Origin of the sequence: Streptomyces sp. NPDC060209, from assembly GCF_042728155.1 — a bacterium.
Taxonomy (GTDB): domain Bacteria; phylum Actinomycetota; class Actinomycetes; order Streptomycetales; family Streptomycetaceae; genus Streptomyces.
On record NZ_JBHWZS010000118.1, the window covers coordinates 1 to 23,836 of the forward strand.

Consider the following 23,836-nt stretch of genomic DNA (forward strand, 5'->3'; position numbering starts at 1 on the left):
CACCCGGAGGGGTGCGCCCCGCTGCCGCGCGTCCGGACGGCCGTCTCACACCACCCAGCCGGGCGCGTGCAGCACCTCCACCACCGAGCACGACCAGGTGAACCCGGCGCCCACGCCCATCAGGACACAGCGGTCGCCGGGTCCCAGAGCGCCGGAGCGGACCAGGTGCTCCAGACCGGCCGTCTGGTCTCCCGCGCCCAGGTGCCCCACCCGGCTGCTGAAGTCCCAGGTGGTCCGGTCCGCCTCTATCCCCAGCGGGCGCAGGCAGTTGGTCTCCAGTCGGCGGCGCCCGAAGTGCGGCAGCACCCACCGGGAGACCTCGGAGGCGTCCACCCCGGCGTCCGCCAGGGCCTCCTTCACGGCGTCGCGCTGCCCGGCCGCCACCCGTGCCACGCTGAACGACATCCCGGCCCGGGCCACGTACCGCTTCTTGTGCGCATCCAGATCGAGCACGCCCGGCGGAGCGTTCCGGGCCTCGCCGAAAGGTTCGCCCTCCCTGTGCATCCCCTCCAGCTCCGGGTCCGAGACCACGGCCAGTGAGCGCACCCGGGCGAAGCCCTCCCTCGCCGAGAGCAGCATCGCCGTCCCGCCGTCGGCGTAGACCGTTCCCGGGTCGCTGTGCCACCGGTCGAAACCCGGCGGGCAGAACCGGTCGGCGGTGGTGAGCAGCACCTCCCCGCCCCCCTGCCCCAGGACCGCGGAAGCCAGCAGCAGCCCCGCCATGCCGCCGTTGGAGACCTGACGCACCTCCAGCGCGGGGCAGCCGGCGCGGACGGTACGCCGCTGCACGTACGACGCGGTACCCCACAGGGCGTTGCCCTGGTCGTACAGGCTCGCGTGCAGCAGCATCCGTACGTCCGAGCCGTCCGTACCCGCTCGCTCCAGCGCGAGTTCCGCCGCCTTCACGGCCATCTCGGCGGGCGCCAGGGTGTCGTCCTCGCAGACGGTCACCGACCGCATGCCGCTCCGCGCCGCCGCGGCCGGTTCCCACTCTCCGCGGGCCACCGCGTCGGCCACCGGCACGGCGGGCGGCAGCCAGCTGCCGAGACCGGCGATGTAGAGCTGATCGCACCTCATGGACATCCTCTCCGGGCCCGCACCCACGGGCGCCCCTCCGATCCTCCGGCCCGCTTCTCGACCGCCGATCGAGGATTGCTGGAGGACCTCGATCCGCGGTCGAGCGCGCCTGTAGCGGACCCCGCGAGGATCGGCGCGCGCGGACGCTCGGCGCGGTCGCGCGGGAGGAGGGGGAACGATGACGAACCCGATGCGGGCCGCCGCGGTGGAGCCACTGCCCGTGGCTCTCCTGCTGCCGGGCCAGGGGTCCCAGCACCCCGGCATGGCCACCGGCCTCTACGGACACGACGAAGTGTTCACCGGCGCGGCGGACGAGGTTTTCGGTGCACTCGGCGCCCCGGGCGCACACGTACGCGACGACTGGCTGGGCGAACGGCCCACCGTACCGATGGACCACGTCACCCGGTCCCAGATCCTGCTGTTCACGATCGACTACGCCCTCGGCCGCACCGTCGAGTCGTGGGGCGTGCGCCCGGCGGTACTTCTGGGCCACAGCGTCGGCGAGATGGCGGCGGCCGTCCTGGCCGACGTGTTCACCGTCGCCGACGCCGCCCGTCTGATGTGGGACCGGGTGACCCGGCTCGCCGACGGTCCGGCCGGCGGGATGGTCGCGGTGGCGGCGGCCCCCGACACGCTGACGCCCTACCTGCGCGACGACGTGGTGGTCGGAGCTCACAACTCGCCGCGCCAGACGATCCTGGCCGGCCCCGAGCCCCATCTGGGCCAGGTCACCGCGGCACTGCGCGAGCAGGGGCTGGTGTGCCGGACCGTGCCGTCCTCGACGCCCTTCCACAGTCCGGTGCTCGCACCACTCTCCGCCCGGGCGGAGCCGGCCTTCGCGGCGGTCGCGGCCAGGCCTCCCGCCCTTCCCCTGATCTCCGGCTACACCGCGGCTCCGCTCACCGCCGACCAGGCCGCGGACGCCGCCTGGTGGTCCTCCCAGCCGGCGACGCCGGTGCGCTTCTGGCCGGCGCTGGACCACCTGCTGGGCGGAGCCGGGCGGCAGCTCGTCGAATGCGGGCCCGGTCGTGGGCTGTCCGCCCTCGCCCGCCGGCACCCGGCGGTCCTGGCCGGGCGCAGCAGGGTGCTTCCGCTCCTGCCCGCCGGACCGGCGGACGCCGCCAGGATCCGTGACGACCTGGCCGCCGCGCGCTCCGTCCTGACCACGCACGCCGCCTGAGCGGCGCCATCCGTCCCGCCGGTCCGCCACCGGCCGGGCCACCCCTGCAGAAAGGCCCCAGATGACGACCATGGACACGCCGGCACCGGTCACCGCGCCGGCCCCCTCCCCGCACCCCGCATCCGGCATGCACCGACGCGTCGGCGAACTCGACGCCCTGCGCGACCGGGTGCACGCCGGCCCGGACGAGAAGGCGACCCGGACCCAGCACGCACGCGGGAAGCTCACCGCCCGGGAGCGGATCGGCCTCCTGCTGGACGAGGGCACCTTCCACGAGGTGGAGCAGTTCCGCCGGCACACGGCAACGGGGTTCGGTCTGGAGGCGAAACGCCCGCACACGGACGGGGTGATCACCGGCTGGGGCGAGGTGGAGGGCAGGACCGTCTTCGTCTACGCGCACGACTTCCGCATCTTCGGCGGCGCACTCGGAGAGGCCCACGCGGCGAAGATCCACAAGATCATGGACATGGCCCTCGCGGCCGGTGCGCCGATCGTCTCCCTGAACGACGGGGCCGGCGCCCGGATCCAGGAGGGGGTCTCGGCGCTCGCGGGCTACGGCGGAATCTTCCGCCGCAACACCCGGGCCTCGGGCGTGATCCCGCAGATCAGCGTCATGCTCGGCCCCTGTGCCGGAGGCGCGGCCTACAGCCCGGCGCTGACCGACTTCGTGTTCATGGTGCGCGGCACCTCGCAGATGTTCATCACGGGTCCGGACGTCGTGAGGGCGGTCACCGGCGAAGAGGTCACCCTGAGCGGCCTGGGAGGCGCGGACGTCCACGCGGAGACCTCCGGCGTCTGCCATTTCGCGTACGACGACGAGGAGTCGTGCCTCACCGAGGTCCGCTACCTGCTCGGTCTGCTGCCCGGGAACAACCGTGAGCGCCCGCCCCGTGCCGAGACCGGCGACCCGGCCGGCAGGCGCTCACCGCGGCTGCTGGACCTGGTGCCCGCGGAGGGCAGCAGGCCCTACGACATGCGCGAGGTGATCGAGGAGCTGGCCGACGACGGTGAGTTGCTGGAGGTCCACGAGCGATGGGCCCCCAACATCCTGTGCGTCCTGATCCGGCTGGCCGGTGAGGTCGTGGGCGTCGTGGCCAACCAGCCGCTGTCGCTGGCCGGGGTGCTGGACATCAGGGCTTCCGAGAAGGCCGCGCGCTTCGTCCAGATGTGCGACACGTTCAACATCCCCCTGGTCACCCTGGTGGACGTCCCCGGGTTCCTGCCGGGTGTCGGCCAGGAGCACGACGGCATCATCCGGCACGGTGCCAAACTGCTGTACGCCTACTGCGACGCCACCGTACCGAGGATCACGGTGATCCTCCGCAAGGCGTACGGCGGCGCGTACATCGTCATGAACTCGCAGTCCATCGGTGCCGATCTCACCTTCGCGTGGCCGACCAACGAGATCGCGGTGATGGGCGCGGAGGGCGCGGCCAACGTCATCTTCCGGCGCCGGATAGCCGAGGCGGAGGACCCCGACGAGACCAGGGCCCGGTTGGTGAAGGAGTACCGGGCCGAACTCATGCACCCCTACTACGCGGCCGAGCGGGGGCTGGTGGACGACGTCATCGACCCGGCCGGTACCCGGGAGACGCTCGTCTCGGCCCTCGGCGTGCTGCGGTCGAAGGCAGTCGAACCGGCCCCGCGCAAGCACGGCAATCCGCCGCTGTGAGTACGCGCCCGGGCCCGGCGGCGGGCCCGGGCGGCGTGGCTGCCCGGGCCGCGGCCCGCCGTGGAGCGGGCCGGCGGTCTCACGCGTCGTAGACGTCGGCCTTCCGCGGGGCGGGGTCCTGGACCATTCCGCTGAGAATCATCGAGCGGTTGTCGAAGCGCTCGATGTCGACGCCGTGCTCCTTGAGGACCCGCATGGTCGCGGAGTGGACGACGCGCAGGACCGGGGTGGCCGTCCGCATGGCGTCGTCGGCCATGAAGCGGTGGCCCCACGGCTTGGCCGCCCAGGCGTGGCGCAGGCCGAAGGGCTCGGGCAGGACGATCTTGCCGCCCAGGTAGTCGAGCAGCGGCGGGTACCAGGTGAAGGGGGCGCGCAGGGCGAGCCTGACGACCTCGCTCGCCTTGACGAGGGGGAGCGTGATCTTCCGCGTCTCCCAGAACCTGACCGCCTTCTTGACCGTCTTGGTCGCCGCTTCCGGCTTGGTGAGGAAGAGCGAGTGGACGGGGCCCAGCGCGTGGCCGGTGACCTCGATCCGCAGCGTCTCGTGGAGCACGGTGACGGTGATCAGCATCGTGATCACCAGCTGGCCGTCCCAGAGGGTGAACTGCACGCCCAGATAGTGGCGGTTCCCGCTGCCGAACTGCTGGTGGTTGCAGATGCGCTGTATCTCGTGGGGCTTGATCTGGAAGGTGGCGACATCCTCGCCCTCGGGGCGGGAGACGGAGTCCGCGCCCTCGCCGACGGGGGAGACGATCCAGTGCTTGACGGACGGCTTGGGGAATCCGCCGGTGTTCAGCGGGCCGCGCTCCAGCATCTTCAGCTGGTCGTGGATCGCCCGCACCACGTCCCAGCTGCGGAACTGGTGGATCTCCTTGGCGGGGTCCTCCGGCGTGAGCTCCTCGGCGAGCTGCCAGCTGCCCCAACGGGTACCCATGCCGAGGATGCCCTTGGGGCCCGCGTAGAAGACGGCGTTGGACTGCTGCTCGGCGGAGAGCTTCTCCAGGCCCTGGCGCAGTGCCTCACGGGCGGTCTCGTTGGGGTTCTTGGGTACGGCCTCGGGGATCTTCGCGCTGACGCCGGAGCCGGAGAGGAGCCCGTCCCAGCGGGCGCGCAGGTCCTTGACCGAGGATTCAGCGATCCGTTTGGCGAGCAGCCAGCCGATCAGCGGGGCGATGGCGGCGGCGCGCAGGTAGAGGGCCAGGAAACCGGTGAGCGGCATGGTGATCAGGAAGAACGCGGCGGCGCCGCCGAGCGCGACGAGCAGGATGCCGCCCAGCGCCTGGAAGAACTTGTCCTTGGACTTGTTGAGGAAGTCGCGCAGCCGGAAGGCGAGGACCCAGAGGAGCAGACCGGGCAGGAAGGCGAATCCGAAGACGGCGGTGACCAGGGTCAGCTTCGTGTCGCGCGACTTGCGCAGCCGGGTCGCGGACAGGCAGTGCTCGACGACGGTCTGAGGGTCCGTGCCGAAGGACTGGATGAGCGCGTTGCGGCCACCGCCGAGCATGCGTTCCTGAACGGCCCTGGAGAACGCCTCGCCCAGATTCGGCTTGAAATAGTCGGACTTGAACAGCTTGGACTCGCCCGGTTTCACCTCGGACTTGTGCCACTCGCTGTTGGCCTTGAGGATCTCCGCCACATCGCTGTCGCGGTACGCGGCGGAGGCGAGGGCGTTGGTCGCCACCGCCTGTCCTCCCGAACCCTGGAGCGGGATCTGCGCTCCAGGAGAGAAATCGAATCCGTCGTTGGCCACTGTCGCCCCCACTCACCCGCACGGTCTGCTCCTGCGGCTGTTCCCAACTACCGTACGTCGCACACCTTCTGAGCTGGGCCCACAGCGTATCGTCCGGACGCGACGCCCGCCCGCCGTCGGGGCCGGGGGCAGGCGTAAGGCGCCATATCCAGTCAGTCAGCTCACATTTGTACTGTTTTCCTTCGCTTCGCGGATGCGGTCGGCGAGTTGTGGAGGCATCGGTTCGTGCCGGGCGTACGCCCGGTCGAACCGTCCGGTGCCGTGCGTCAGCGAGCGGAGGTCGACGGTGTACCTGCCGATCTCGATCTCCGGCACCTCGGCGCGCACGAGCGTGCGCTCCCCGGCTGCCTGTTCGGTGCCGACGACCCTGCCGCGTCGCCCCGCGAGATCGCTCATGACGGCCCCCACATAGTCGTCGGGGACCAGGACGCCGACCTCCGCGACGGGTTCGAGGAGCTGGATGCGGGTGTCCGCCGCGGCCTCGCGCAGCGCCAGCGCGCCCGCGGTCTGGAATGCGGCGTCGGAGGAGTCCACCGAGTGCGACTTCCCGTCGAGCAGGGTGACGCGTACGTCGACGAGCGGGTGTCCCGCCGCGACACCGCGGGCCGCCTGGGCGCGCACGCCCTTCTCCACGGACGCGATGAACTGCCGCGGCACCGACCCGCCGACCACCTTGTCGACGAACTCGATGCCCGTACCGGGCGGCAGCGGCTCCACCTCGATCTCGCAGATGGCGAACTGGCCGTGGCCGCCGGACTGCTTGACGTGCCGGCCCCGCCCGACGGTCCGGGAGGCGAACGTCTCGCGCAGCGGTACGCGATGGGGTTCGGCGTCGACCTGTACGCCGTACCTGCTGCGCAGGCGTTCCAGCGCGAGGTCCGTGTGCGCCTCGCCCATGCACCACAGGACGACCTGGTGGGTGTCCTGGTTCTGCTCCAGGCGCATCGTCGGATCCTCGGCGACCAGGCGTGCCAGGCCCTGCGAGAGCCTGTCCTCGTCGGCCTTGCCGTGGGCGCGGACCGCCAGCGGGAGCAGCGGGTCGGGCATGGTCCACGGCTCCATCAGCAGCGGGTCGCCGTCGCCCGAGAGGGTGTCCCCGGTCTCGGCCCCGCCGAGCTTGGAGACGCAGGCCAGGTCTCCCGCGATGCAGCTGTCCAGGGGGCGCTGCTGCTTGCCGAAGGGCGCGGAGAGCGCGCCGACGCGCACATCCGCCTCGTGGCAGGCGCGCGTCCCGCCGCCGGGTTCGGTCAGTCCGTGGCCGCACACGTGCACGGTGTCGTCGGGGCGCAGGGTGCCGGAGAAGACGCGGACGAGGGAGACCCGTCCGACGTAGGGGTCGGACGAGGTCTTCACGACCTCGGCGACCAGGGGCGCCGCCGGATCACAGACGGGGGCGGGGCGCGGGGTGCCGTCCGGGGTGGTGACGGCGGGCAGCGAGCGTTCCTCGGGGGAGGGGAAGCCGCGGGTGATCAGGTCGAGGAGCTCCACGGTGCCGATGCCCTGACGTGCGCCGTCGGCGGCGGGCGCGGCGGTGAGGACGGGGTGGAAGGAGCCGCGTGCGACCGCTTTCTCCAGGTCGTCGACGAGGGTCGTGATGCCGATCTCGCCGCCTCCGAGGTAGTGGTCCATCAGGGTCTCGTCCTCGCTCTCGGCGATGATCCCCTCGATGAGCCGGTCACGGGCCTCCTGGAGGGGGCCCCGCTGGTCGCCGGAGGGGGGTGCCTCCTGCCGTTCCCCCGAGGAGTAGTCGAAGATCCGCTGGGTGAGGAGTCCGGTGAGCCCGGTGAGCGGGGCGTGTCCGTCCGAGCCCTCGGGTCCCTGCACCGGCAGGTAGAGGGGGAGCACGGCGTCGGGGTCGTCGTCTCCGAAGATCCGGCCGCAGATCCGGGTCATCTCGTCGAAGGACGTACGCGCGGTGTCCAGGTGTGTGACGACGATGGCCCGTGGCATTCCGACGGCCGCGCACTCCTCCCAGACCGCGCGGGTGGTGCCCGCCACCGCGTCGGCCTCCTGGGCGGCCGAGACGACGAAGAGGGCCGCGTCCGCCGCACGCAGACCGGCCCTGAGTTCCCCGACGAAGTCCGCGTAGCCGGGGGTGTCCAGCAGATTGATCTTGTAGCCGTCCCATTCGACGGGGACCAGCGAGAGCTGTACGGAACGCCGTCGGCGCTGTTCGATCTCGTCGTAGTCGGAGACGGTGGCGCCGTCCTCGACCCGACCGGCCCGGTTCAGGGCCCCGGCCGTCAGCGCGAGTGCCTCGACCAGAGTGGTCTTGCCCGAGCCGCTGTGGCCGACCAGCACCACGTTCCGTACGGAAGCGGGCCGGTCGGCCGTCGCTGCCCTGCCGGCGGCTCCGGTGTGCGTATGTGTCCTGTCGCCCATGATGCGTGCCTCCCGATCGGTGGCGCAGTGCCGCAAGAGCTGGGGAGTGGATGCACGGGCAGGGCGGAGCCGTCGCGGCGGCTTCGTCGACGCCCGCGGTCATTCGAGCTTTTCACCCGTACCGGACGCCGTCCATACGTCGCACACGGCGAAGCATGACTTCCGGGACATCCGGCGGACGGGGTGCCCCGCCGGTGCCCGGCACGGCTCGTGACTACGATGGGCCAGCCGGAGGCCGAAAGGGCCGCGGCGCCCACCGAACCTCGGGAAGGCCATGCTGAACAAGTACGCGCGTGCATTTTTTACGCGTGTCCTCACACCGTTCGCCGCTCTGCTGCTCCGTCTCGGGGTCAGCCCCGACGCGGTCACGCTCGTCGGCACGGCCGGAGTGATGGCAGGTGCGCTGGTCTTCTTCCCGATGGGGGAGTTCTTCTGGGGCACGATCGTGATCACGGTCTTCGTCTTCTCCGATCTGGTCGACGGCAACATGGCCCGGCAGGCCGGGATCTCCAGCCGGTGGGGCGCGTTCCTCGACTCGACGCTCGACCGCGTGGCGGACGGGGCGATCTTCGCCGGGTTCGCCCTCTGGTACGCGGGCAGCGGCGACGACAACGTGCTGTGCGCGGTCGCGATCTTCTGCCTGGCCAGCGGCCAGGTGGTCTCGTACACGAAGGCGAGGGGCGAGTCGATCGGCCTGCCGGTCGCGGTGAACGGACTGGTGGAGCGCGCCGAGCGGCTCGTCATCTCACTGGTCGCGGCAGGACTCGCGGGGCTGCACGGCTTCGGGGTGCCGGGAATCCAGATCCTGCTGCCGATCGCGCTGTGGATCGTTGCCGCGGGCAGCCTGGTGACGCTGATCCAGCGAGTGGTCACCGTGCGCAGGGAGTCGGCCGAGGCCGATGCCGCCGCGGCCGCCGCCCAGGGCGGGACGGCGGAACAGGGGAGCGAGGCCGCGCAGTGAGCGGCAGCGGATCCGATCTGAGGGGACGGCTGACCGACGGGCTCTACGGCCTGGGCTGGGGCGCCGTCAAGAAGCTCCCCGAGCCCGCCGCGGCCGCGCTCTTCCGCACCCTGGCCGACCAGGTGTGGAAGCGGCGCGGGAAGTCCGTCCTGCGGCTGGAGTCGAACCTCGCCCGGGTGGTGCCCGACGCGGACGCCGCCCGGCTCGCCGAGCTGTCGAAGGCCGGCATGCGCTCGTACATGCGCTACTGGATGGAGTCCTTCCGTCTGCCGACCTGGAGTCCGCGGCGGATCAAGGAGTCCATCAACGTCCGCGACGCCCACCGGCTCACGGAGGGGCTGGACGCGGGCCAGGGGGTCGTCCTCGCGCTGCCGCACCTGGGCAACTGGGACCTGGCGGGCGCGTGGGTCACCACGGACCTGAAGGTGCCGTTCACGACGGTCGCCGAGCGGCTCAAGCCGGAGACCCTCTACGACCGGTTCGTGGCCTACCGCCAGGGGCTGGGCATGGAGGTCCTGCCGCACAACGGAGGGGCCGCCTTCGGGACCCTGGCGCGTCGGCTGCGCGCGGGCGGCCTGGTCTGCCTGGTCGCCGACCGGGACCTGTCGGCCTCCGGCGTCGAGGTCGACTTCTTCGGGGACACCGCGCGCATGCCCGCCGGGCCCGCCCTGCTGGCCCAGCAGACAGGTGCGCTGCTGCTGCCCGTCACCCTCTGGTACGACGGGACGCCCGTGATGCAGGCACGCGTCCACCCGCCGGTCGCCGTGCCGGAGTCAGGTGACCGCGCCGAGAAGACGTCCTCCATGACACAGGCGCTGGCCGATGCCTTCGCCACCGGGATCGCCGAGCATCCGGAGGACTGGCACATGCTGCAGCGGCTCTGGCTCTCCGATCTGGACCCCCAGGGGGAAGCTCCGTGAAGATCGGCATCGTCTGCCCGTACTCCTGGGACGTTCCGGGCGGGGTGCAGTTCCACATCCGCGACCTGGCCGAGCACCTGATCCGCCTCGGCCACGACGTCTCGGTCCTCGCGCCCGCGGACGACGAGACGCCGCTTCCGCCGTACGTCGTGTCCGCGGGCCGGGCCGTGCCCGTCCCGTACAACGGCTCCGTCGCCCGGCTGAACTTCGGGTTCCTGTCAGCGGCGCGCGTCCGTCGCTGGCTGAACGACGGCACCTTCGACGTCATCCACATCCACGAGCCCACCTCGCCCTCGCTGGGCCTGCTCACCTGCTGGGCGGCGCAGGGGCCGATCGTGGCCACCTTCCACACGTCCAACCCACGCTCCAGGGCCATGATCGCGGCGTATCCGATCCTCCAGCCGGCGCTGGAGAAGATCAGCGCGCGGATCGCGGTGAGCGAGTACGCGCGTCGGACGCTGGTCGAGCACCTCGGCGGCGACGCCGTGGTCATCCCCAACGGCGTCGACGTGGACTTCTTCGCCGGGGCCGAGCCGAAGACCGAGTGGCAGGGCGGCACGCTCGGCTTCATAGGACGCATCGACGAGCCGCGCAAGGGGCTGCCCGTCCTGATGAAGGCCCTCCCCGCGATCCTCGCCGCCCGCCCGGAGACCCGGCTGCTGGTCGCGGGGCGCGGTGACGAGGAGGAGGCGGTCGCCTCACTGCCGGAGGAGATGCGCTCTCGCGTCGAATTCCTCGGCATGGTGAGTGACGAGGACAAGGCACGGCTGCTGCGCAGCGTCGATGTGTACGTCGCGCCGAACACCGGCGGCGAGAGCTTCGGCATCATCCTGGTCGAGGCACTGTCGGCGGCAGCGCCCGTCCTCGCCAGCGACCTCGACGCGTTCGCGCAGGTGCTCGACCAGGGAGCCGCGGGCGACCTGTTCGCCAACGAGGACGCGGACGCGCTGGCCTCGGCGGCGATCCGGCTGCTGGACGACCCGGAGCGGCGCGCGGGACTGCGGGAACGCGGCAGCGCGCATGTGCGCCGCTTCGACTGGACGACGGTCGGCGCGGACATCCTGGCGGTGTACGAGACGGTGACGGACGGGGCGGCGGCCGTCGACACCGACGAACGCACGGGGCTCCGCGCGCGCTTCGGCCTCGCCAGGGACTGAGCGGGACCGCGGAGGCCCGGGGCCGGTGGGCCCGCCCGGTAGGCGGGGCCTGGGCGTAGAGGCGGGCTCCCGCCGACGGTAGCCTTGCCGCCCGTGATCGAAATCCTCATCTGGACCGTCGTCGCGCTCTTCGCGATCGGCCTGTACCTCAGCTGGACCGCCGGTCGGCTCGACCGGCTCCACGCCCGCATCGACGCGGCCCGGGCGGCGCTGGACGCCCAGCTGCTGCGCCGCGCCTCGGTCACCCAGGAACTGGCCACGTCCGGGGTCCTGGACCCCGCCGCGTCGATCGTGCTGTACGAGGCGGCGCACGCGGCGCGGCAGGCCGAGGAGGAGCAGCGCGAGGTCGCCGAGAGCGAGCTGAGCACCGCCCTGCGGGCCGTCTTCGGCGAGGCGGCGCAGGTCGAGGCGGTGAAGGAGGTCCCCGGCGGTGAGGACGCGGCGAGGGAACTGGCCGCCGCCGTACGCCGGGTACCGATGGCCCGCCGCTTCCACAACGACGCGGTGCGGGCCGCCCGCGCGCTGCGCAGGCACCGGACCGTACGGCTGTTCCGGCTCGCGGGCCACGCCCCGTTCCCGCTCGCGTTCGAGATGGACGACGAGCCGCCGGTGGCCCTGGCGGACCGGCCCGGCAGCTGAGAGCGGACGGCGCGGCAGCCCGGCCCGGACCGGCCGGCGGCTGAGAGCGCGCCCGGCCCGCCGGTCCGGTGCGGGACCCCGCCCGGCTCCCGCGGGCGGCGTGCAGAACGATCCACGGGGTGTTCATTGGCCCTTGCTGTGGACTGCTCCCGGAGCGTTTGCTCGGGGTTGCAGCATCCAGTTGTCTTCTCCACCCCCAGTGAGGTCGATCCGTGTCCACGCTTCCCAGCACCCCGCAGTCCGCCGAGACCCCGGCCACCGGCACCGCCCGAGTCAAGCGCGGCATGGCCGAGCAGCTCAAGGGCGGGGTGATCATGGACGTCGTCAACGCCGAACAGGCGAAGATCGCCGAGGACGCGGGCGCCGTGGCCGTGATGGCCCTGGAGCGGGTGCCCGCCGACATCCGCAAGGACGGCGGCGTGGCCCGGATGTCGGACCCCAACATGATCGAAGAGATCATCGAGGCCGTCTCCATCCCCGTCATGGCCAAGTCCCGCATCGGCCACTTCGTCGAGGCCCAGGTGCTCCAGTCCCTCGGCGTCGACTACATCGACGAGTCCGAGGTCCTCACCCCGGCCGACGAGGTCAACCACAGCGACAAGTTCGCCTTCACCACCCCCTTCGTCTGCGGAGCGACCAACCTGGGCGAGGCCCTGCGCCGTATCGCCGAGGGCGCCGCGATGATCCGCTCGAAGGGTGAGGCGGGCACGGGCAACGTCGTCGAGGCGGTCCGGCACCTGCGTCAGATCAAGAACGAGATCGCCCGGCTGCGCGGCTACGACAACAACGAGCTGTACGCCGCCGCCAAGGACCTCCGCGCCCCGTACGAGCTGGTCAAGGAGGTCGCCGAGCTCGGCAAGCTGCCCGTCGTCCTGTTCTCCGCCGGTGGTGTCGCCACCCCCGCGGACGCGGCCCTGATGCGTCAGCTCGGTGCCGAGGGCGTCTTCGTGGGCTCCGGCATCTTCAAGTCCGGTGACCCGGCCAAGCGCGCCGCCGCCATCGTGAAGGCCACCACCTTCTACGACGACCCGAAGATCATCGCGGACGCCTCGCGCAACCTCGGCGAGGCCATGGTCGGCATCAACTGCGACACGCTGCCCGAGGGCGAGCGCTACGCCAACCGCGGCTGGTAAGCACCGATGACCGACACCCCTGTCATCGGAGTCCTGGCTCTCCAGGGCGACGTGCGGGAACACCTGACGGCTCTGGCCATGGCGGACGCCCTGGCCAGGCCGGTCAGGCGGCCCGAGGAGCTCGCCGAGGTCGACGGGCTCGTCATACCCGGCGGCGAGTCCACCACCATGTCCAAGCTGGCGGTCCTCTTCGGCATGCTGGAACCGCTGCGCGAGCGGGTGGCCGCCGGGATGCCCGTCTACGGCACCTGCGCCGGAATGATCCTGCTCGCCGACAAGATCCTCGACCCGCGCTCCGGCCAGGAGACGGTCGGAGGCATCGACATGATCGTGCGCCGTAACGCTTTCGGGCGGCAGAACGAGTCCTTCGAGGCGGCCGTCGAGATCGAGGCGGTGCCCGGCGGACCCGTCGACGGCGTCTTCATCCGGGCCCCCTGGGTGGAGTCGGTCGGCGCCCGGGCCAAGGTCCTCGCGGTGCACGGCGGTCATATCGTGGCCGTACGCCAGGGAAACGCCTTGGCCACGTCGTTCCACCCGGAGCTGACCGGGGACCACCGTGTGCACGCGCTCTTCACCGACATGGTGCGCGCCGTGGGCTGATCCGATCCCGGTAGGATCTCTCGGGTTCGGATCGATTTTGGTGACGCGAAGGAGAAGGCAGATGTCCGGCCACTCTAAATGGGCTACGACGAAGCACAAGAAGGCCGTGATCGACGCCAAGCGCGGCAAGCTCTTCGCGAAGATGATCAAGAACATCGAGGTCGCGGCCCGCACGGGCGGCGCTGACGTGTCCGGCAACCCGACCCTCTTCGACGCCATTCAGAAGGCCAAGAAGAGCTCGGTCCCGAACAAGAACATCGACTCGGCGGTCAAGCGCGGTGCCGGTCTCGAGGCCGGTGGCGCCGACTACGAGACGATCATGTACGAGGGCTACGGCCCGAACGGCGTCGCGGTGCTCATCGAGTGCCTCACCGACAACCGCAACCGTGCCGCGTCCGACGTCCGTGTCGCCATGACCCGCAACGGCGGTTCGATGGCGGACCCGGGCTCGGTCTCGTACCTGTTCAACCGCAAGGGCGTCGTGATCGTCCCCAAGGGCGAGCTGTCCGAGGACGACGTGCTCGGGGCCGTGCTCGACGCCGGTGCCGAGGAGGTCAACGACCTCGGTGACACCTTCGAGGTGCTCAGTGAGGCCACCGACATGGTCGCGGTCCGCACCGCCCTGCAGGACGCCGGCATCGACTACGACTCGGCCGAGGCCAACTTCGTCCCGACCATGCAGGTCGAGCTGGAGGAAGAGGGCGCGCGCAAGATCTTCAAGCTGATCGACGCGCTGGAGGACAGCGACGACGTGCAGAACGTCTTCGCCAACTTCGACGTCTCCGACGAGGTCATGGAGAAGGTCGACGCCTGAGGGCGGCGCTACGGCAGTGAGCCGACGGGCCGACGGGACACACCCCGTCGGCCCGTCGCATTGTCAGTGGGACCCTATAGCCTGCGGGAACAGGTGACCGAGCGGCGGAGGGGGCCCTCAGATGCGGGTGTTGGGCGTGGACCCGGGGCTGACCCGGTGCGGTGTCGGAGTCGTCGAGGGCGTCGCCGGCCGGCCGCTCACCATGGTCGGCGTCGGCGTCGTGCGCACCCCTTCCGACGCGGAGCTCGGCCACCGGCTCGTCGCCATCGAACGGGGCATCGAGGAGTGGCTCGACGAGCACCGGCCCGAATTCGTCGCGGTGGAGCGGGTGTTCGCCCAGCACAACGTCCGTACGGTGATGGGCACCGCCCAGGCCAGCGCGGTCGCCATGCTCTGCGCGTCCCGCCGCGGCATCCCCGTCGCCCTGCACACGCCCAGTGAGGTCAAGGCGGCAGTCACCGGATCGGGACGCGCCGACAAGGCGCAGGTCGGGGCGATGGTGACCCGGCTGCTGCGGCTCGACGCACCCCCGAAGCCCGCCGACGCCGCCGACGCCCTCGCCCTCGCCATCTGTCACATCTGGCGCGCGCCCGCGCAGAACCGACTGCAGCAGGCCGTCGCCGCCCATCGCACGCTGAAAGGCCGTACCGCATGATCGCCTTCGTCTCCGGCCCCGTGGCCGCCCTCGCCCCGGCCACGGCCGTGATCGAGGTCGGCGGGATCGGCATGGCCGTCCAGTGCACTCCCGACACGCTCGCAGGCCTGCGGATCGGCAAGGAGGCCAGGCTGGCCACCTCCCTGGTCGTCCGGGAGGACTCGCTCACCCTCTACGGCTTCGCGGACGACGACGAGCGGCAGGTCTTCGAGCTGCTCCAGACCGCCAGCGGTGTGGGCCCCCGGCTCGCCCAGGCCATGCTCGCCACCCACAGTCCGGACGCCCTGCGCATCGCCGTCGCCACAGGTGACGAGAAGGCGCTCACCGCGGTGTCCGGCATCGGCAAGAAGGGCGCCCAGAAGCTCCTCCTCGAACTCAAGGACCGGCTCGGCGAACCGGTGGGCGCGCACATCGGTCAGCAGGGCATCGGCGCCGCCGTCAGCAGTTCCTGGCGCGACCAGCTGCAGGCCGCCCTGATCGGCCTCGGCTACGCCACCCGCGAGGCCGACGAGGCGGTGGGCGCCGTGGCACCGCAGGCCGAGGCAGCGATCGCCGCCGGCGGCCAGGCCCCCGTACCGCTCCTGCTGCGCGCCGCCCTGCAGACCCTCAACCGCGCACGCTGACCCCAGGGGCCTCACACGCCCCGCACGCCGGCCGGGACACCGCACGGACCGGCACCGAAACACCCGAGGCGGGACTGACGAGATGAACTGGGACGAGACCGGGCCCGACACCGGCGACCTCACGGACGAGCGACTGGACGACCGCCTGGTCGACGCCGGGGCGGACGGCGAGGACACCGCGGTCGAGGCCGCCCTGCGCCCGAAGGACCTCCACGAATTCGTCGGCCAGGAGAAGGTGCGCGAACAGCTCGACCTGGTCCTCAAGGCTGCCCGGGCCCGGGGCGCCACGGCCGATCACGTCCTGCTCTCCGGCGCCCCCGGCCTGGGCAAGACCACCCTCTCCATGATCATCGCGGCGGAGATGGGCGCACCGATCCGGATCACCTCGGGACCCGCGATCCAGCACGCGGGGGACCTCGCGGCGATCCTCTCCTCCCTTCAGGAGGGTGAGGTCCTCTTCCTCGACGAGATCCACCGCATGTCGCGGCCTGCCGAGGAAATGCTCTACATGGCGATGGAGGACTTCCGGGTCGACGTCATCGTCGGCAAGGGCCCCGGCGCCACGGCGATCCCGCTGGAACTGCCGCCTTTCACCCTCGTCGGCGCCACCACCAGGGCAGGACTGCTGCCGCCCCCGCTGCGCGACCGCTTCGGCTTCACCGGCCACATGGAGTTCTACGCCCCCACCGAGCTGGAGCGGGTCATCCACCGCTCCGCCGGCCTGCTCGACGTCGCTATAGACACCGCGGGAGCCGCCGAGATCGCCGGACGCTCCCGGGGCACGCCCCGTATCGCCAACCGCCTGCTGCGCCGTGTGCGTGACTACGCCCAGGTCAAGGCCGAAGGCCGGATCGACCGCGACATCGCCGCCGCCGCCCTGCGGGTGTACGAGGTCGACGCCCGGGGACTCGACCGGCTGGACCGCGCGGTGCTGGGCGCCCTGCTGAAACTCTTCGGTGGAGGCCCCGTCGGTCTCTCCACCCTCGCGGTGGCCGTGGGGGAGGAGCGCGAGACGGTCGAGGAGGTCGCCGAGCCCTTCCTCGTACGGGAAGGGCTGCTCGCGCGGACCCCGCGGGGCAGGGTCGCCACCCCCGCGGCGTGGGCGCACCTCGGACTCGTGCCTCCGCAGCAGGGCGCAAAGGGACAACAGGGCCTGTTCGGGGCGTGACACCGGCCGGGTTGGCCAGCAGGGGAACCACGGTGCGATGCTGGACGTTGTTCCAATGATGCGGACTCGCTTAGACTCCGCCGATGCCGCCCGTACAGGTCGGTGTACCCACCCCCGTAGACCAGGCCGCGTGAATCAGCGTGGTCGTGCGAAGGAAGTTCCGTCCCGTGAGTCTCGTGACCCTCCTCCCCTTCATCGTGCTCATCGGGGCCATGTTCCTGATGACCCGGTCCGCCAAGAAGAAGCAGCAGGCAGCTGCGCAGATGCGCAACGACATGCAGCCCGGCACCGGCGTCCGGACGATCGGGGGCATGTACGCCACCGTCAAGGAGATCCAGGACGACACGGTCATCCTCGAGGTCGCGCCCGGCGTCCACGCCGTCTACGCGAAGAACTCCATCGGTGCCGTCCTCGACGACGCGGAGTACAACCGCATCGTCCACGGCGACGACGAGCTGGAGACCGAGGGCACGGTCGTGCCCGACGACGCCTCCTCGCTGACCGCCGGTGAGTCCGCGGACGCCGACGACGTCGCGAAGATCGACCTGGGCAAGAAGGCCGAGGACGACACCGAGGTCAAGGACGCCGAGGTCAAGGGCTCCGAGGTCAAGGGCTCCGAGGTCAAGGACGCCAAGGCCGACGGCGAGGGCGACGCGAAGTAGTTCCACGACCCACAGACGCCGGGCACCCACGGGTGTCCGGCGTCTCACGGGCCGTGCGGTCTTCTGCGGGGGCGGGTCCCCACAACACTTCGTGGCCGCTCGGGCGCGTACCCGGCGCGGGGCGGTTGGACAGGGAGAAACGAAAAGGTGGCAGCACCGAAGAAAGGCCGGGGCTCAACCGGTGGACAGGGCAGGCCGGGCCGTGCCCTGGCTCTGATCCTCATCGCCATGGTTGCCCTGACCGGCGGGATGTTCCTGTCCGGGCACACCACGCCCCGGCTCGGGATCGACCTGGCCGGCGGCACCTCGATCACGCTCAAGGCGAAGAGCCAGCCCGGCAAGCCTGACGCGATCAACGAGACCAACATGAACACCGCGGTCAGCATCATCGAACGCCGTGTCAATGGTCTGGGTGTCTCCGAGGCCGAGGTTCAGACCCAGGGCGCATCGAACATCATCGTCAACATCCCCAAGGGGACGAATTCGGCGCAGGCCCGGGAGCAGGTCGGCACGACCGCCCAGCTCTACTTCCGGCCCGTGCTGACGGTCACCGACGGTGGACCGACGCCCGAAGGCTCCGCGAGTCCTTCCGCGAGCGGTTCCGGGAAGCCGAGCGCCACGCCCAGCGCGAAGGCGAGCGACCCGGAGACCGCTTCCGGTTCCAAGGCAACGCCCTCGGCGAGCGCCACCACCCAGGGCCGGGCCGTCACCGACGCCCTGAAGAAGGACGCGACGCCGACCCCCAGCGCCACCGACACCGCGAAGTCGTCCGAGACCCCCGCCGCGACGGAGACGCCCGACCCGGCGACCGCCGCGCTGGAGAAGAAGTTCACGGCGCTCGACTGCTCCGACAAGTCCGCTCGTGCCAAGGCCGGCGACGGCGTCAAGCCCACGGAGCCCACGGTCGCGTGCAGCTCCGAGGGCGACGCCAAGTACCTCCTCGGCCCGGCCGAGGTCTCCGGTACGGACGTCGACGACGCGAAGGCGCAGTTCGACCAGCAGCGTGGCATCTGGCTCGTCTCCATGGAGTTCACCGACAAGGGCTCCAAGAAGTTCCAGACGATCACGAAGAAGCTGTCGACGCAGCAGTCCCCGCAGAACCAGTTCGCGATCTCCCTCGACGGTGAGGTCGTCTCCGCCCCCCAGGTGAACGAGACGCTCAGCGGCAGCGCCGAGATCTCCGGCAGCTTCACCCAGCAGTCGGCGGAGGACCTGGCCAACGTCCTCTCCTACGGTGCGCTCCCGCTGTCCTTCAGCGAGGACACCGTCACCACCGTCACCGCCGCCCTCGGCGGTGAGCAGCTGGAGGCCGGCCTCATCGCCGGCGCCATCGGCCTGGCCCTGGTCGTCATCTACCTGGTGGCCTACTACCGCGGCCTGGCGCTCATCGCGCTCCTCAGCCTGCTGGTCTCCGGCGTCCTGACCTACACGATCATGGCATTGCTCGGCCCGGCCATCGGCTTCGCGCTGAACCTCCCGGCCGTCTGTGGTGCGATCGTGGCGATCGGTATCACGGCGGACTCGTTCATCGTCTACTTCGAACGCATCCGGGACGAGATCCGTGAGGGCCGCACGCTCCGTCCGGCCGTCGAGCGCGCCTGGCCCAGGGCCCGTCGCACCATCCTCGTGTCCGACTTCGTGTCGTTCCTCGCGGCGGCCGTACTGTTCCTGGTCACCGTCGGCAAGGTCCAGGGCTTCGCGTTCACGCTCGGTCTCACGACCCTGCTCGACGTCGTCGTGGTGTTCCTCTTCACCAAGCCCGTCATGACGCTGATGGCCCGCACGAAGTTCTTCGGCAGCGGTCACCCGTGGTCCGGCCTGGACCCGAAGCGGCTCGGCGCCAAGCCGCCGCTGCGCCGCTCGCGCCGCGTCAACGCCCGCACCGACCACCCGAAGGAGGCGTGAGATGTCGCGACTCGGCAATCTCGGCGCCCGGCTCTACCGTGGCGAGGTCGGTTACGACTTCATCGGCAAGCGCAAGATCTGGTACGGCGTCTCGATCCTGATCACCATCACGGCCATCCTCGGCCTGGCGGTCAGCGGCCTGAACATGGGCATCGAGTTCAAGGGCGGTGCGGTCTTCACGACCGACACCAAGGCCAAGGTGTCCGTCTCCCAGGCCCACGAGGACGCGGTCGCGGCCTCCGGCCACGAGGCGATCGTCCAGGAGCTCGGCAACGGTGGGCTCCGGATCCAGATCACCGAGGTCGACACCAAGAAGGCCGACCAGATCAAGGCCCAGCTCTCCGAGGACCTCGGCATCCCCGAGGCGAAGATCAACGCGGACCTCGTCGGCCCCAGCTGGGGTGAGCAGATCGCCAACAAGGCCTGGGCCGGCCTCGGCATCTTCATGGTCCTCGTGGTGGTCTACCTGGCCATCGCCTTCGAGTGGCGGATGGCCGTCGCCGCGCTCATCGCGCTGATCCACGACATCACCATCACCGTCGGTGTCTACGCACTCGTCGGCTTCGAGGTCACCCCCGGCACCGTGATCGGTCTGCTGACCATCCTCGGTTACTCCCTCTACGACACGGTCGTCGTCTTCGACAGCCTCAAGGAGGGCACGAAGGGGATCACCAAGCAGACCCGCTGGACCTACAGCGAGATCGCCAACCGCTCCATCAACGGCACGCTGGTGCGCTCCATCAACACCACCATCGTCGCGCTGCTGCCGGTCGCCGGTCTGCTGTTCATCGGTGGCGGCGTCCTCGGCGCCGGCATGCTGAACGACATCTCGCTGTCGCTCTTCGTCGGTCTCGCCGCCGGCGCGTACTCCTCGATCTTCATCGCCACTCCGCTGGTCGCCGACCTCAAGGAGCGCGAGCCGCAGATAAAGGCACTGAAGAAGCGGATCCTCGCCAAGCGGGCCGCAGCGGCCGCCAAGGGTGAGTCCGTCGAGGACGAGCGTGACGACCGGGCGGACGACGACGACACCGAGCCCGCAGGGGCCGTCGTGGGCCAGCGCCGGCAGCCCGGGGGCCACGGCCGGACCCCGAGGAACCGCCGATGACCAGCACGAGCCTCACCGACGCGACCCGGGAGCTGCTGCTCAGCCGGATCCGTGACGTGCCGGACTACCCGAAGCCCGGAGTGCTGTTCAAGGACATCACTCCGCTGCTCGCGGACCCGGTCGCCTTCACGGCGCTCACCGACTTCTTCGCGGAGCTGTGCGTAAGGCACGGAGCCACCAAGATCGTCGGTCTCGAGGCACGTGGCTTCATCCTGGGGGCGCCGGTGGCGGTCCGGGCCGGGCTCGGGTTCGTCCCCGTGCGCAAGGCCGGGAAGCTGCCCGGGGCCACGCTGGGGCAGGCCTACGAGCTGGAGTACGGCACGGCGGAGATCGAGATCCACGCCGAGGACCTGTCCGCCGACGACCGGGTCATGGTCATCGACGACGTCCTGGCCACCGGCGGCACCGCCGAGGCCTCGCTGGAGCTCATCCGGCGGGCCGGTGCACAGGTCGCGGGGGTGTCGGTGCTCATGGAGCTCGGATTCCTCTCCGGCCGGGCCCGGCTCGGGACAGGGCTGCGGGGCGCCCCGCTGGAGGCTCTGATCACCCTCTGACCTGCGCCGCGTGGCTGCGGCGCGCGTAGGGACGTACAGGACGGGTACCCGGGAACATCCGGGTGCCCGTCCCGTGTTGTGAGGGGTTCCACACTCCCCGGGCGAGGACCTGCCCGGGGGTCGATACCATGGGCTTTCCGGTAGCCCGGATCCGTACGAGGAGCGCTCTTGCCAGACGAGGCCCAGCCAGTCTCCGCCCCGCAGCCCGAAAGGCCCGCGGCGGCCTCCGCCACGCCCGGGGAGACGCAGTCCGACGGGGCGGGCACGCCCGGGCCCGCCGGCGAGCACACGCAGGGCCCCGCCCAGGCTCCGGCCCCACCGACGTCCGACGCTCCGGCGAAGCCGACACCGCCTCCGGGGGCGAAGCCGACACCGCCTCCCGGGACGAAGGCCGCGCCGCCCTCCGAAACGAAGCCGGTGTCCCCGGAGAAGCCCGCTTCCGGGTCCGCGGCGCCGAAGTCCCCGGCACCGGCTCCCGCCGCGAAGCCCCCGGCACCGGCTCCCGCCGCGAAGCCCCCGGCCCGGTCGGCCGCCACCCCTCCGGCTGTGCCCGCGCGCTCCGGCGGCTCCTCCAGCCGGGTCCGGGCGCGCCTCGCCCGACTGGGCGTGCAGCGCTCCAGCCCGTACAACCCGGTCCTCGAACCCCTTCTGCGTACGGTCCGCGGCAACGACCCCAAGATCGAGTCCGCCACGCTGCGCCAGATCGAGAAGGCCTACCAGGTCGCCGAACGCTGGCACCGGGGCCAGAAGCGCAAGAGCGGCGACCCTTACATCACCCACCCGCTCGCCGTCACCACGATCCTCGCCGAGCTCGGCATGGACCCCGCGACGCTGATGGCCGGGCTGCTGCACGACACGGTCGAGGACACCGAATACGGCCTGGACACCCTGCGCAAGGACTTCGGCGACCAGGTCGCGCTCCTCGTCGACGGCGTCACCAAGCTCGACAAGGTCAAGTTCGGCGAGGCCGCCCAGGCGGAGACCGTGCGCAAGATGGTCGTCGCCATGGCCAAGGACCCCCGGGTCCTGGTCATCAAGCTCGCCGACCGCCTGCACAACATGCGCACCATGCGCTACCTCAAGCGGGAGAAGCAGGAGAAGAAGGCCCGCGAGACCCTCGAGATCTACGCGCCGCTGGCTCACCGCCTGGGCATGAACACCATCAAGTGGGAGCTGGAGGACCTCGCCTTCGCGATCCTCTACCCCAAGATGTACGACGAGATCGTCCGCCTCGTCGCCGAGCGCGCGCCCAAGCGTGACGAATACCTCGCCATAGTGACCGACGAGGTACAGGCCGACCTGCGTGCCGCCCGGATCAAGGCCACCGTCACCGGACGGCCGAAGCACTACTACAGCGTCTACCAGAAGATGATCGTGCGGGGCCGCGACTTCGCGGAGATCTACGACCTGGTGGGCATCCGCGTCCTCGTCGACACCGTCCGCGACTGCTACGCGGCGCTCGGCACCGTCCACGCCCGGTGGAATCCGGTGCCCGGGCGGTTCAAGGACTACATCGCGATGCCCAAGTTCAACATGTACCAGTCGCTGCACACCACGGTGATCGGTCCCAGCGGCAAGCCCGTAGAGCTCCAGATCCGTACGTTCGACATGCACCGCCGCGCCGAGTACGGCATCGCCGCGCACTGGAAGTACAAGCAGGAGGCCGTCGCGGGCGCCTCCAAGGTGCGTACGGACATTCCCAAGAACACGGGCGGCGGCCGGGGCCAGGACACCGTCAACGACATGGCGTGGCTGCGCCAGCTCCTGGACTGGCAGAAGGAGACCGAGGACCCCAGCGAGTTCCTGGAGTCCCTGCGCTTCGACCTGTCGCGCAACGAGGTCTTCGTCTTCACGCCGAAGGGCGACGTGATAGCGCTGCCCGCCGGCGCGACGCCGGTCGACTTCGCGTACGCCGTCCACACCGAGGTCGGCCACCGGACCATAGGAGCGCGGGTCAACGGGCGGCTCGTACCGCTGGAGTCGACCCTCGACAACGGGGACCTGGTGGAGGTCTTCACCTCCAAGGCGGCCGGCGCCGGGCCCTCCCGTGACTGGCTCCAGTTCGTCAAGTCGCCCCGGGCACGCAACAAGATCCGCGCCTGGTTCTCCAAGGAGCGGCGCGACGAGGCGATCGAGCAGGGCAAGGACGCCATCGCGCGGGCCATGCGCAAGCAGAATCTGCCGATCCAGCGGATCCTGACGGGCGATTCCCTGGTCACGCTGGCCCACGAGATGCGCTACCCCGACATCTCGTCGCTCTACGCGGCGATCGGCGAAGGGCATGTCGCCGCGGCCGGCGTCGTCCAGAAGCTCGTCCAGGCGCTCGGCGGCGAGGACGCGGCCAACGAGGACCTGGCGGAGAGCTCGCCGCCCTCGCACGGGCGCGGCAAGCGCCGGGCCAAGGCGGACCCGGGTGTCGTCGTCAAGGGTGTCGACGACGTCTGGGTCAAGCTGGCCCGCTGCTGTACGCCCGTACCCGGCGACCCGATCATCGGGTTCGTCACCCGGGGCAGCGGCGTCTCCGTGCACCGGGCGGACTGCGTCAACGTCGACTCGCTCTCGCAGCAGCCGGAGCGGATCCTCGACGTCGAGTGGGCGCCCACGCAGTCGTCCGTGTTCCTCGTCGCCATCCAGGTCGAGGCGCTGGACCGGTCGCGGCTGCTCTCCGACGTCACCCGTGTCCTGTCCGACCAGCACGTGAACATCCTGTCGGCGGCCGTGCAGACCTCCCGGGACCGGGTGGCCACCTCGCGCTTCACCTTCGAGATGGGCGACCCCAAACACCTGGGACACGTCCTGAAGGCCGTACGCGGCGTGGAGGGCGTCTACGACGTCTACCGGGTCACCTCGGCCCGCCGCCCCTAGGACGGGCCGACACC

20 protein-coding genes are annotated in these 23,836 nt (G+C 71.0%); 17 read left to right on the forward strand and 3 right to left on the reverse strand.

The window, feature by feature from the left end:
* Positions 1 to 45: 45 nt before the first annotated feature.
* A complete protein-coding gene (locus ACFWFI_RS22395) occupies positions 46 to 1,077 on the reverse strand; it encodes a ketoacyl-ACP synthase III family protein (RefSeq protein ID WP_387393032.1) in 1,032 nt (343 codons plus the stop codon).
* Positions 1,078 to 1,255: 178 nt separating this feature from the next.
* Between ACFWFI_RS22395 and ACFWFI_RS22400 the strand changes: the two genes are divergently transcribed.
* Both ACFWFI_RS22400 and ACFWFI_RS22405 read left to right on the forward strand, forming a co-directional pair.
* Positions 1,256 to 2,257, forward strand: a complete 1,002-nt coding sequence (locus ACFWFI_RS22400) for an acyltransferase domain-containing protein (RefSeq protein ID WP_387393034.1) — start codon at positions 1,256 to 1,258, stop codon at positions 2,255 to 2,257.
* 61 nt (positions 2,258 to 2,318) lie between these two features.
* Positions 2,319 to 3,929 carry an acyl-CoA carboxylase subunit beta gene (locus ACFWFI_RS22405; protein WP_387393037.1) on the forward strand — a complete coding sequence of 537 codons (1,611 nt, stop codon included), beginning with the start codon at positions 2,319 to 2,321 and terminating at the stop codon, positions 3,927 to 3,929.
* Positions 3,930 to 4,008: 79 nt separating this feature from the next.
* On the opposite strand, the gene ACFWFI_RS22410 is transcribed toward ACFWFI_RS22405, so the two are convergent.
* Both ACFWFI_RS22410 and ACFWFI_RS22415 read right to left on the reverse strand, forming a co-directional pair.
* Positions 4,009 to 5,679 (reverse strand): hypothetical protein, encoded by a 1,671-nt coding sequence (locus ACFWFI_RS22410; RefSeq protein ID WP_387393082.1) that lies wholly within the window; start codon positions 5,677 to 5,679, stop codon positions 4,009 to 4,011.
* A gap of 156 nt (positions 5,680 to 5,835) precedes the next feature.
* The gene (locus ACFWFI_RS22415) at positions 5,836 to 8,061 is read right to left on the reverse strand and encodes an elongation factor G-like protein EF-G2 (RefSeq protein ID WP_387393040.1); all 2,226 of its coding nucleotides are present in this window, start codon (positions 8,059 to 8,061) and stop codon (positions 5,836 to 5,838) included.
* A 274-nt stretch (positions 8,062 to 8,335) separates the two neighbouring features.
* Between ACFWFI_RS22415 and pgsA the strand changes: the two genes are divergently transcribed.
* The 15 genes from pgsA (at position 8,336) to ACFWFI_RS22490 (ending at position 23,822) form a co-directional block, all read left to right on the forward strand.
* Complete coding sequence (gene pgsA / locus ACFWFI_RS22420; RefSeq protein WP_387393043.1) at positions 8,336 to 9,022, forward strand: phosphatidylinositol phosphate synthase; 687 nt, start codon at positions 8,336 to 8,338, stop codon at positions 9,020 to 9,022.
* Positions 9,019 to 9,942: a phosphatidylinositol mannoside acyltransferase gene (locus ACFWFI_RS22425; RefSeq protein WP_387393046.1), complete on the forward strand. Its 924-nt coding sequence runs from the start codon at positions 9,019 to 9,021 to the stop codon at positions 9,940 to 9,942. Before pgsA ends, ACFWFI_RS22425 begins: the two co-directional genes overlap by 4 nt.
* Positions 9,939 to 11,099: a glycosyltransferase family 4 protein gene (locus tag ACFWFI_RS22430; RefSeq protein WP_387393049.1), complete on the forward strand. Its 1,161-nt coding sequence runs from the start codon at positions 9,939 to 9,941 to the stop codon at positions 11,097 to 11,099. The genes ACFWFI_RS22425 and ACFWFI_RS22430 overlap by 4 nt, the downstream gene beginning before the upstream one ends.
* A 93-nt stretch (positions 11,100 to 11,192) precedes the next feature.
* Positions 11,193 to 11,738 carry a LemA family protein gene (locus ACFWFI_RS22435; RefSeq protein ID WP_387393052.1) on the forward strand — a complete coding sequence of 182 codons (546 nt, stop codon included), beginning with the start codon at positions 11,193 to 11,195 and terminating at the stop codon, positions 11,736 to 11,738.
* Between the two features lie 212 nt (positions 11,739 to 11,950).
* Positions 11,951 to 12,871 carry a pyridoxal 5'-phosphate synthase lyase subunit PdxS gene (gene pdxS, locus ACFWFI_RS22440; RefSeq protein WP_387393054.1) on the forward strand — a complete coding sequence of 307 codons (921 nt, stop codon included), beginning with the start codon at positions 11,951 to 11,953 and terminating at the stop codon, positions 12,869 to 12,871.
* Positions 12,872 to 12,877: 6 nt separating this feature from the next.
* Positions 12,878 to 13,471 carry a pyridoxal 5'-phosphate synthase glutaminase subunit PdxT gene (pdxT, locus tag ACFWFI_RS22445; RefSeq protein ID WP_387393057.1) on the forward strand — a complete coding sequence of 198 codons (594 nt, stop codon included), beginning with the start codon at positions 12,878 to 12,880 and terminating at the stop codon, positions 13,469 to 13,471.
* Positions 13,472 to 13,532: 61 nt separating this feature from the next.
* The gene (locus tag ACFWFI_RS22450; RefSeq protein ID WP_031097698.1) at positions 13,533 to 14,285 is read left to right on the forward strand and encodes a YebC/PmpR family DNA-binding transcriptional regulator; all 753 of its coding nucleotides are present in this window, start codon (positions 13,533 to 13,535) and stop codon (positions 14,283 to 14,285) included.
* A gap of 121 nt (positions 14,286 to 14,406) precedes the next feature.
* Positions 14,407 to 14,940, forward strand: coding sequence for a crossover junction endodeoxyribonuclease RuvC (ruvC, locus tag ACFWFI_RS22455; RefSeq protein WP_387393060.1), 534 nt, complete (start codon positions 14,407 to 14,409; stop codon positions 14,938 to 14,940).
* Positions 14,937 to 15,563, forward strand: coding sequence for a Holliday junction branch migration protein RuvA (gene ruvA, locus ACFWFI_RS22460; protein ID WP_387393063.1), 627 nt, complete (start codon positions 14,937 to 14,939; stop codon positions 15,561 to 15,563). The genes ruvC and ruvA overlap by 4 nt, the downstream gene beginning before the upstream one ends.
* 82 nt (positions 15,564 to 15,645) lie before the next feature.
* Entirely contained in the window at positions 15,646 to 16,731 is a 1,086-nt protein-coding gene (gene ruvB / locus ACFWFI_RS22465) for a Holliday junction branch migration DNA helicase RuvB (RefSeq protein WP_306104679.1), read from the forward strand.
* A 167-nt stretch (positions 16,732 to 16,898) separates the two neighbouring features.
* Positions 16,899 to 17,393: a preprotein translocase subunit YajC gene (yajC, locus tag ACFWFI_RS22470; RefSeq protein WP_387393067.1), complete on the forward strand. Its 495-nt coding sequence runs from the start codon at positions 16,899 to 16,901 to the stop codon at positions 17,391 to 17,393.
* A gap of 147 nt (positions 17,394 to 17,540) precedes the next feature.
* The gene (gene secD, locus ACFWFI_RS22475) at positions 17,541 to 19,298 is read left to right on the forward strand and encodes a protein translocase subunit SecD (RefSeq protein WP_387393070.1); all 1,758 of its coding nucleotides are present in this window, start codon (positions 17,541 to 17,543) and stop codon (positions 19,296 to 19,298) included.
* A 1-nt stretch (position 19,299) separates the two neighbouring features.
* Entirely contained in the window at positions 19,300 to 20,403 is a 1,104-nt protein-coding gene (gene secF, locus ACFWFI_RS22480) for a protein translocase subunit SecF (RefSeq protein WP_387393073.1), read from the forward strand.
* Complete coding sequence (locus tag ACFWFI_RS22485; protein ID WP_387393076.1) at positions 20,400 to 20,957, forward strand: adenine phosphoribosyltransferase; 558 nt, start codon at positions 20,400 to 20,402, stop codon at positions 20,955 to 20,957. Before secF ends, ACFWFI_RS22485 begins: the two co-directional genes overlap by 4 nt.
* A gap of 168 nt (positions 20,958 to 21,125) precedes the next feature.
* Positions 21,126 to 23,822 carry a RelA/SpoT family protein gene (locus tag ACFWFI_RS22490; protein ID WP_387393079.1) on the forward strand — a complete coding sequence of 899 codons (2,697 nt, stop codon included), beginning with the start codon at positions 21,126 to 21,128 and terminating at the stop codon, positions 23,820 to 23,822.
* Positions 23,823 to 23,836: the final 14 nt, after the last annotated feature.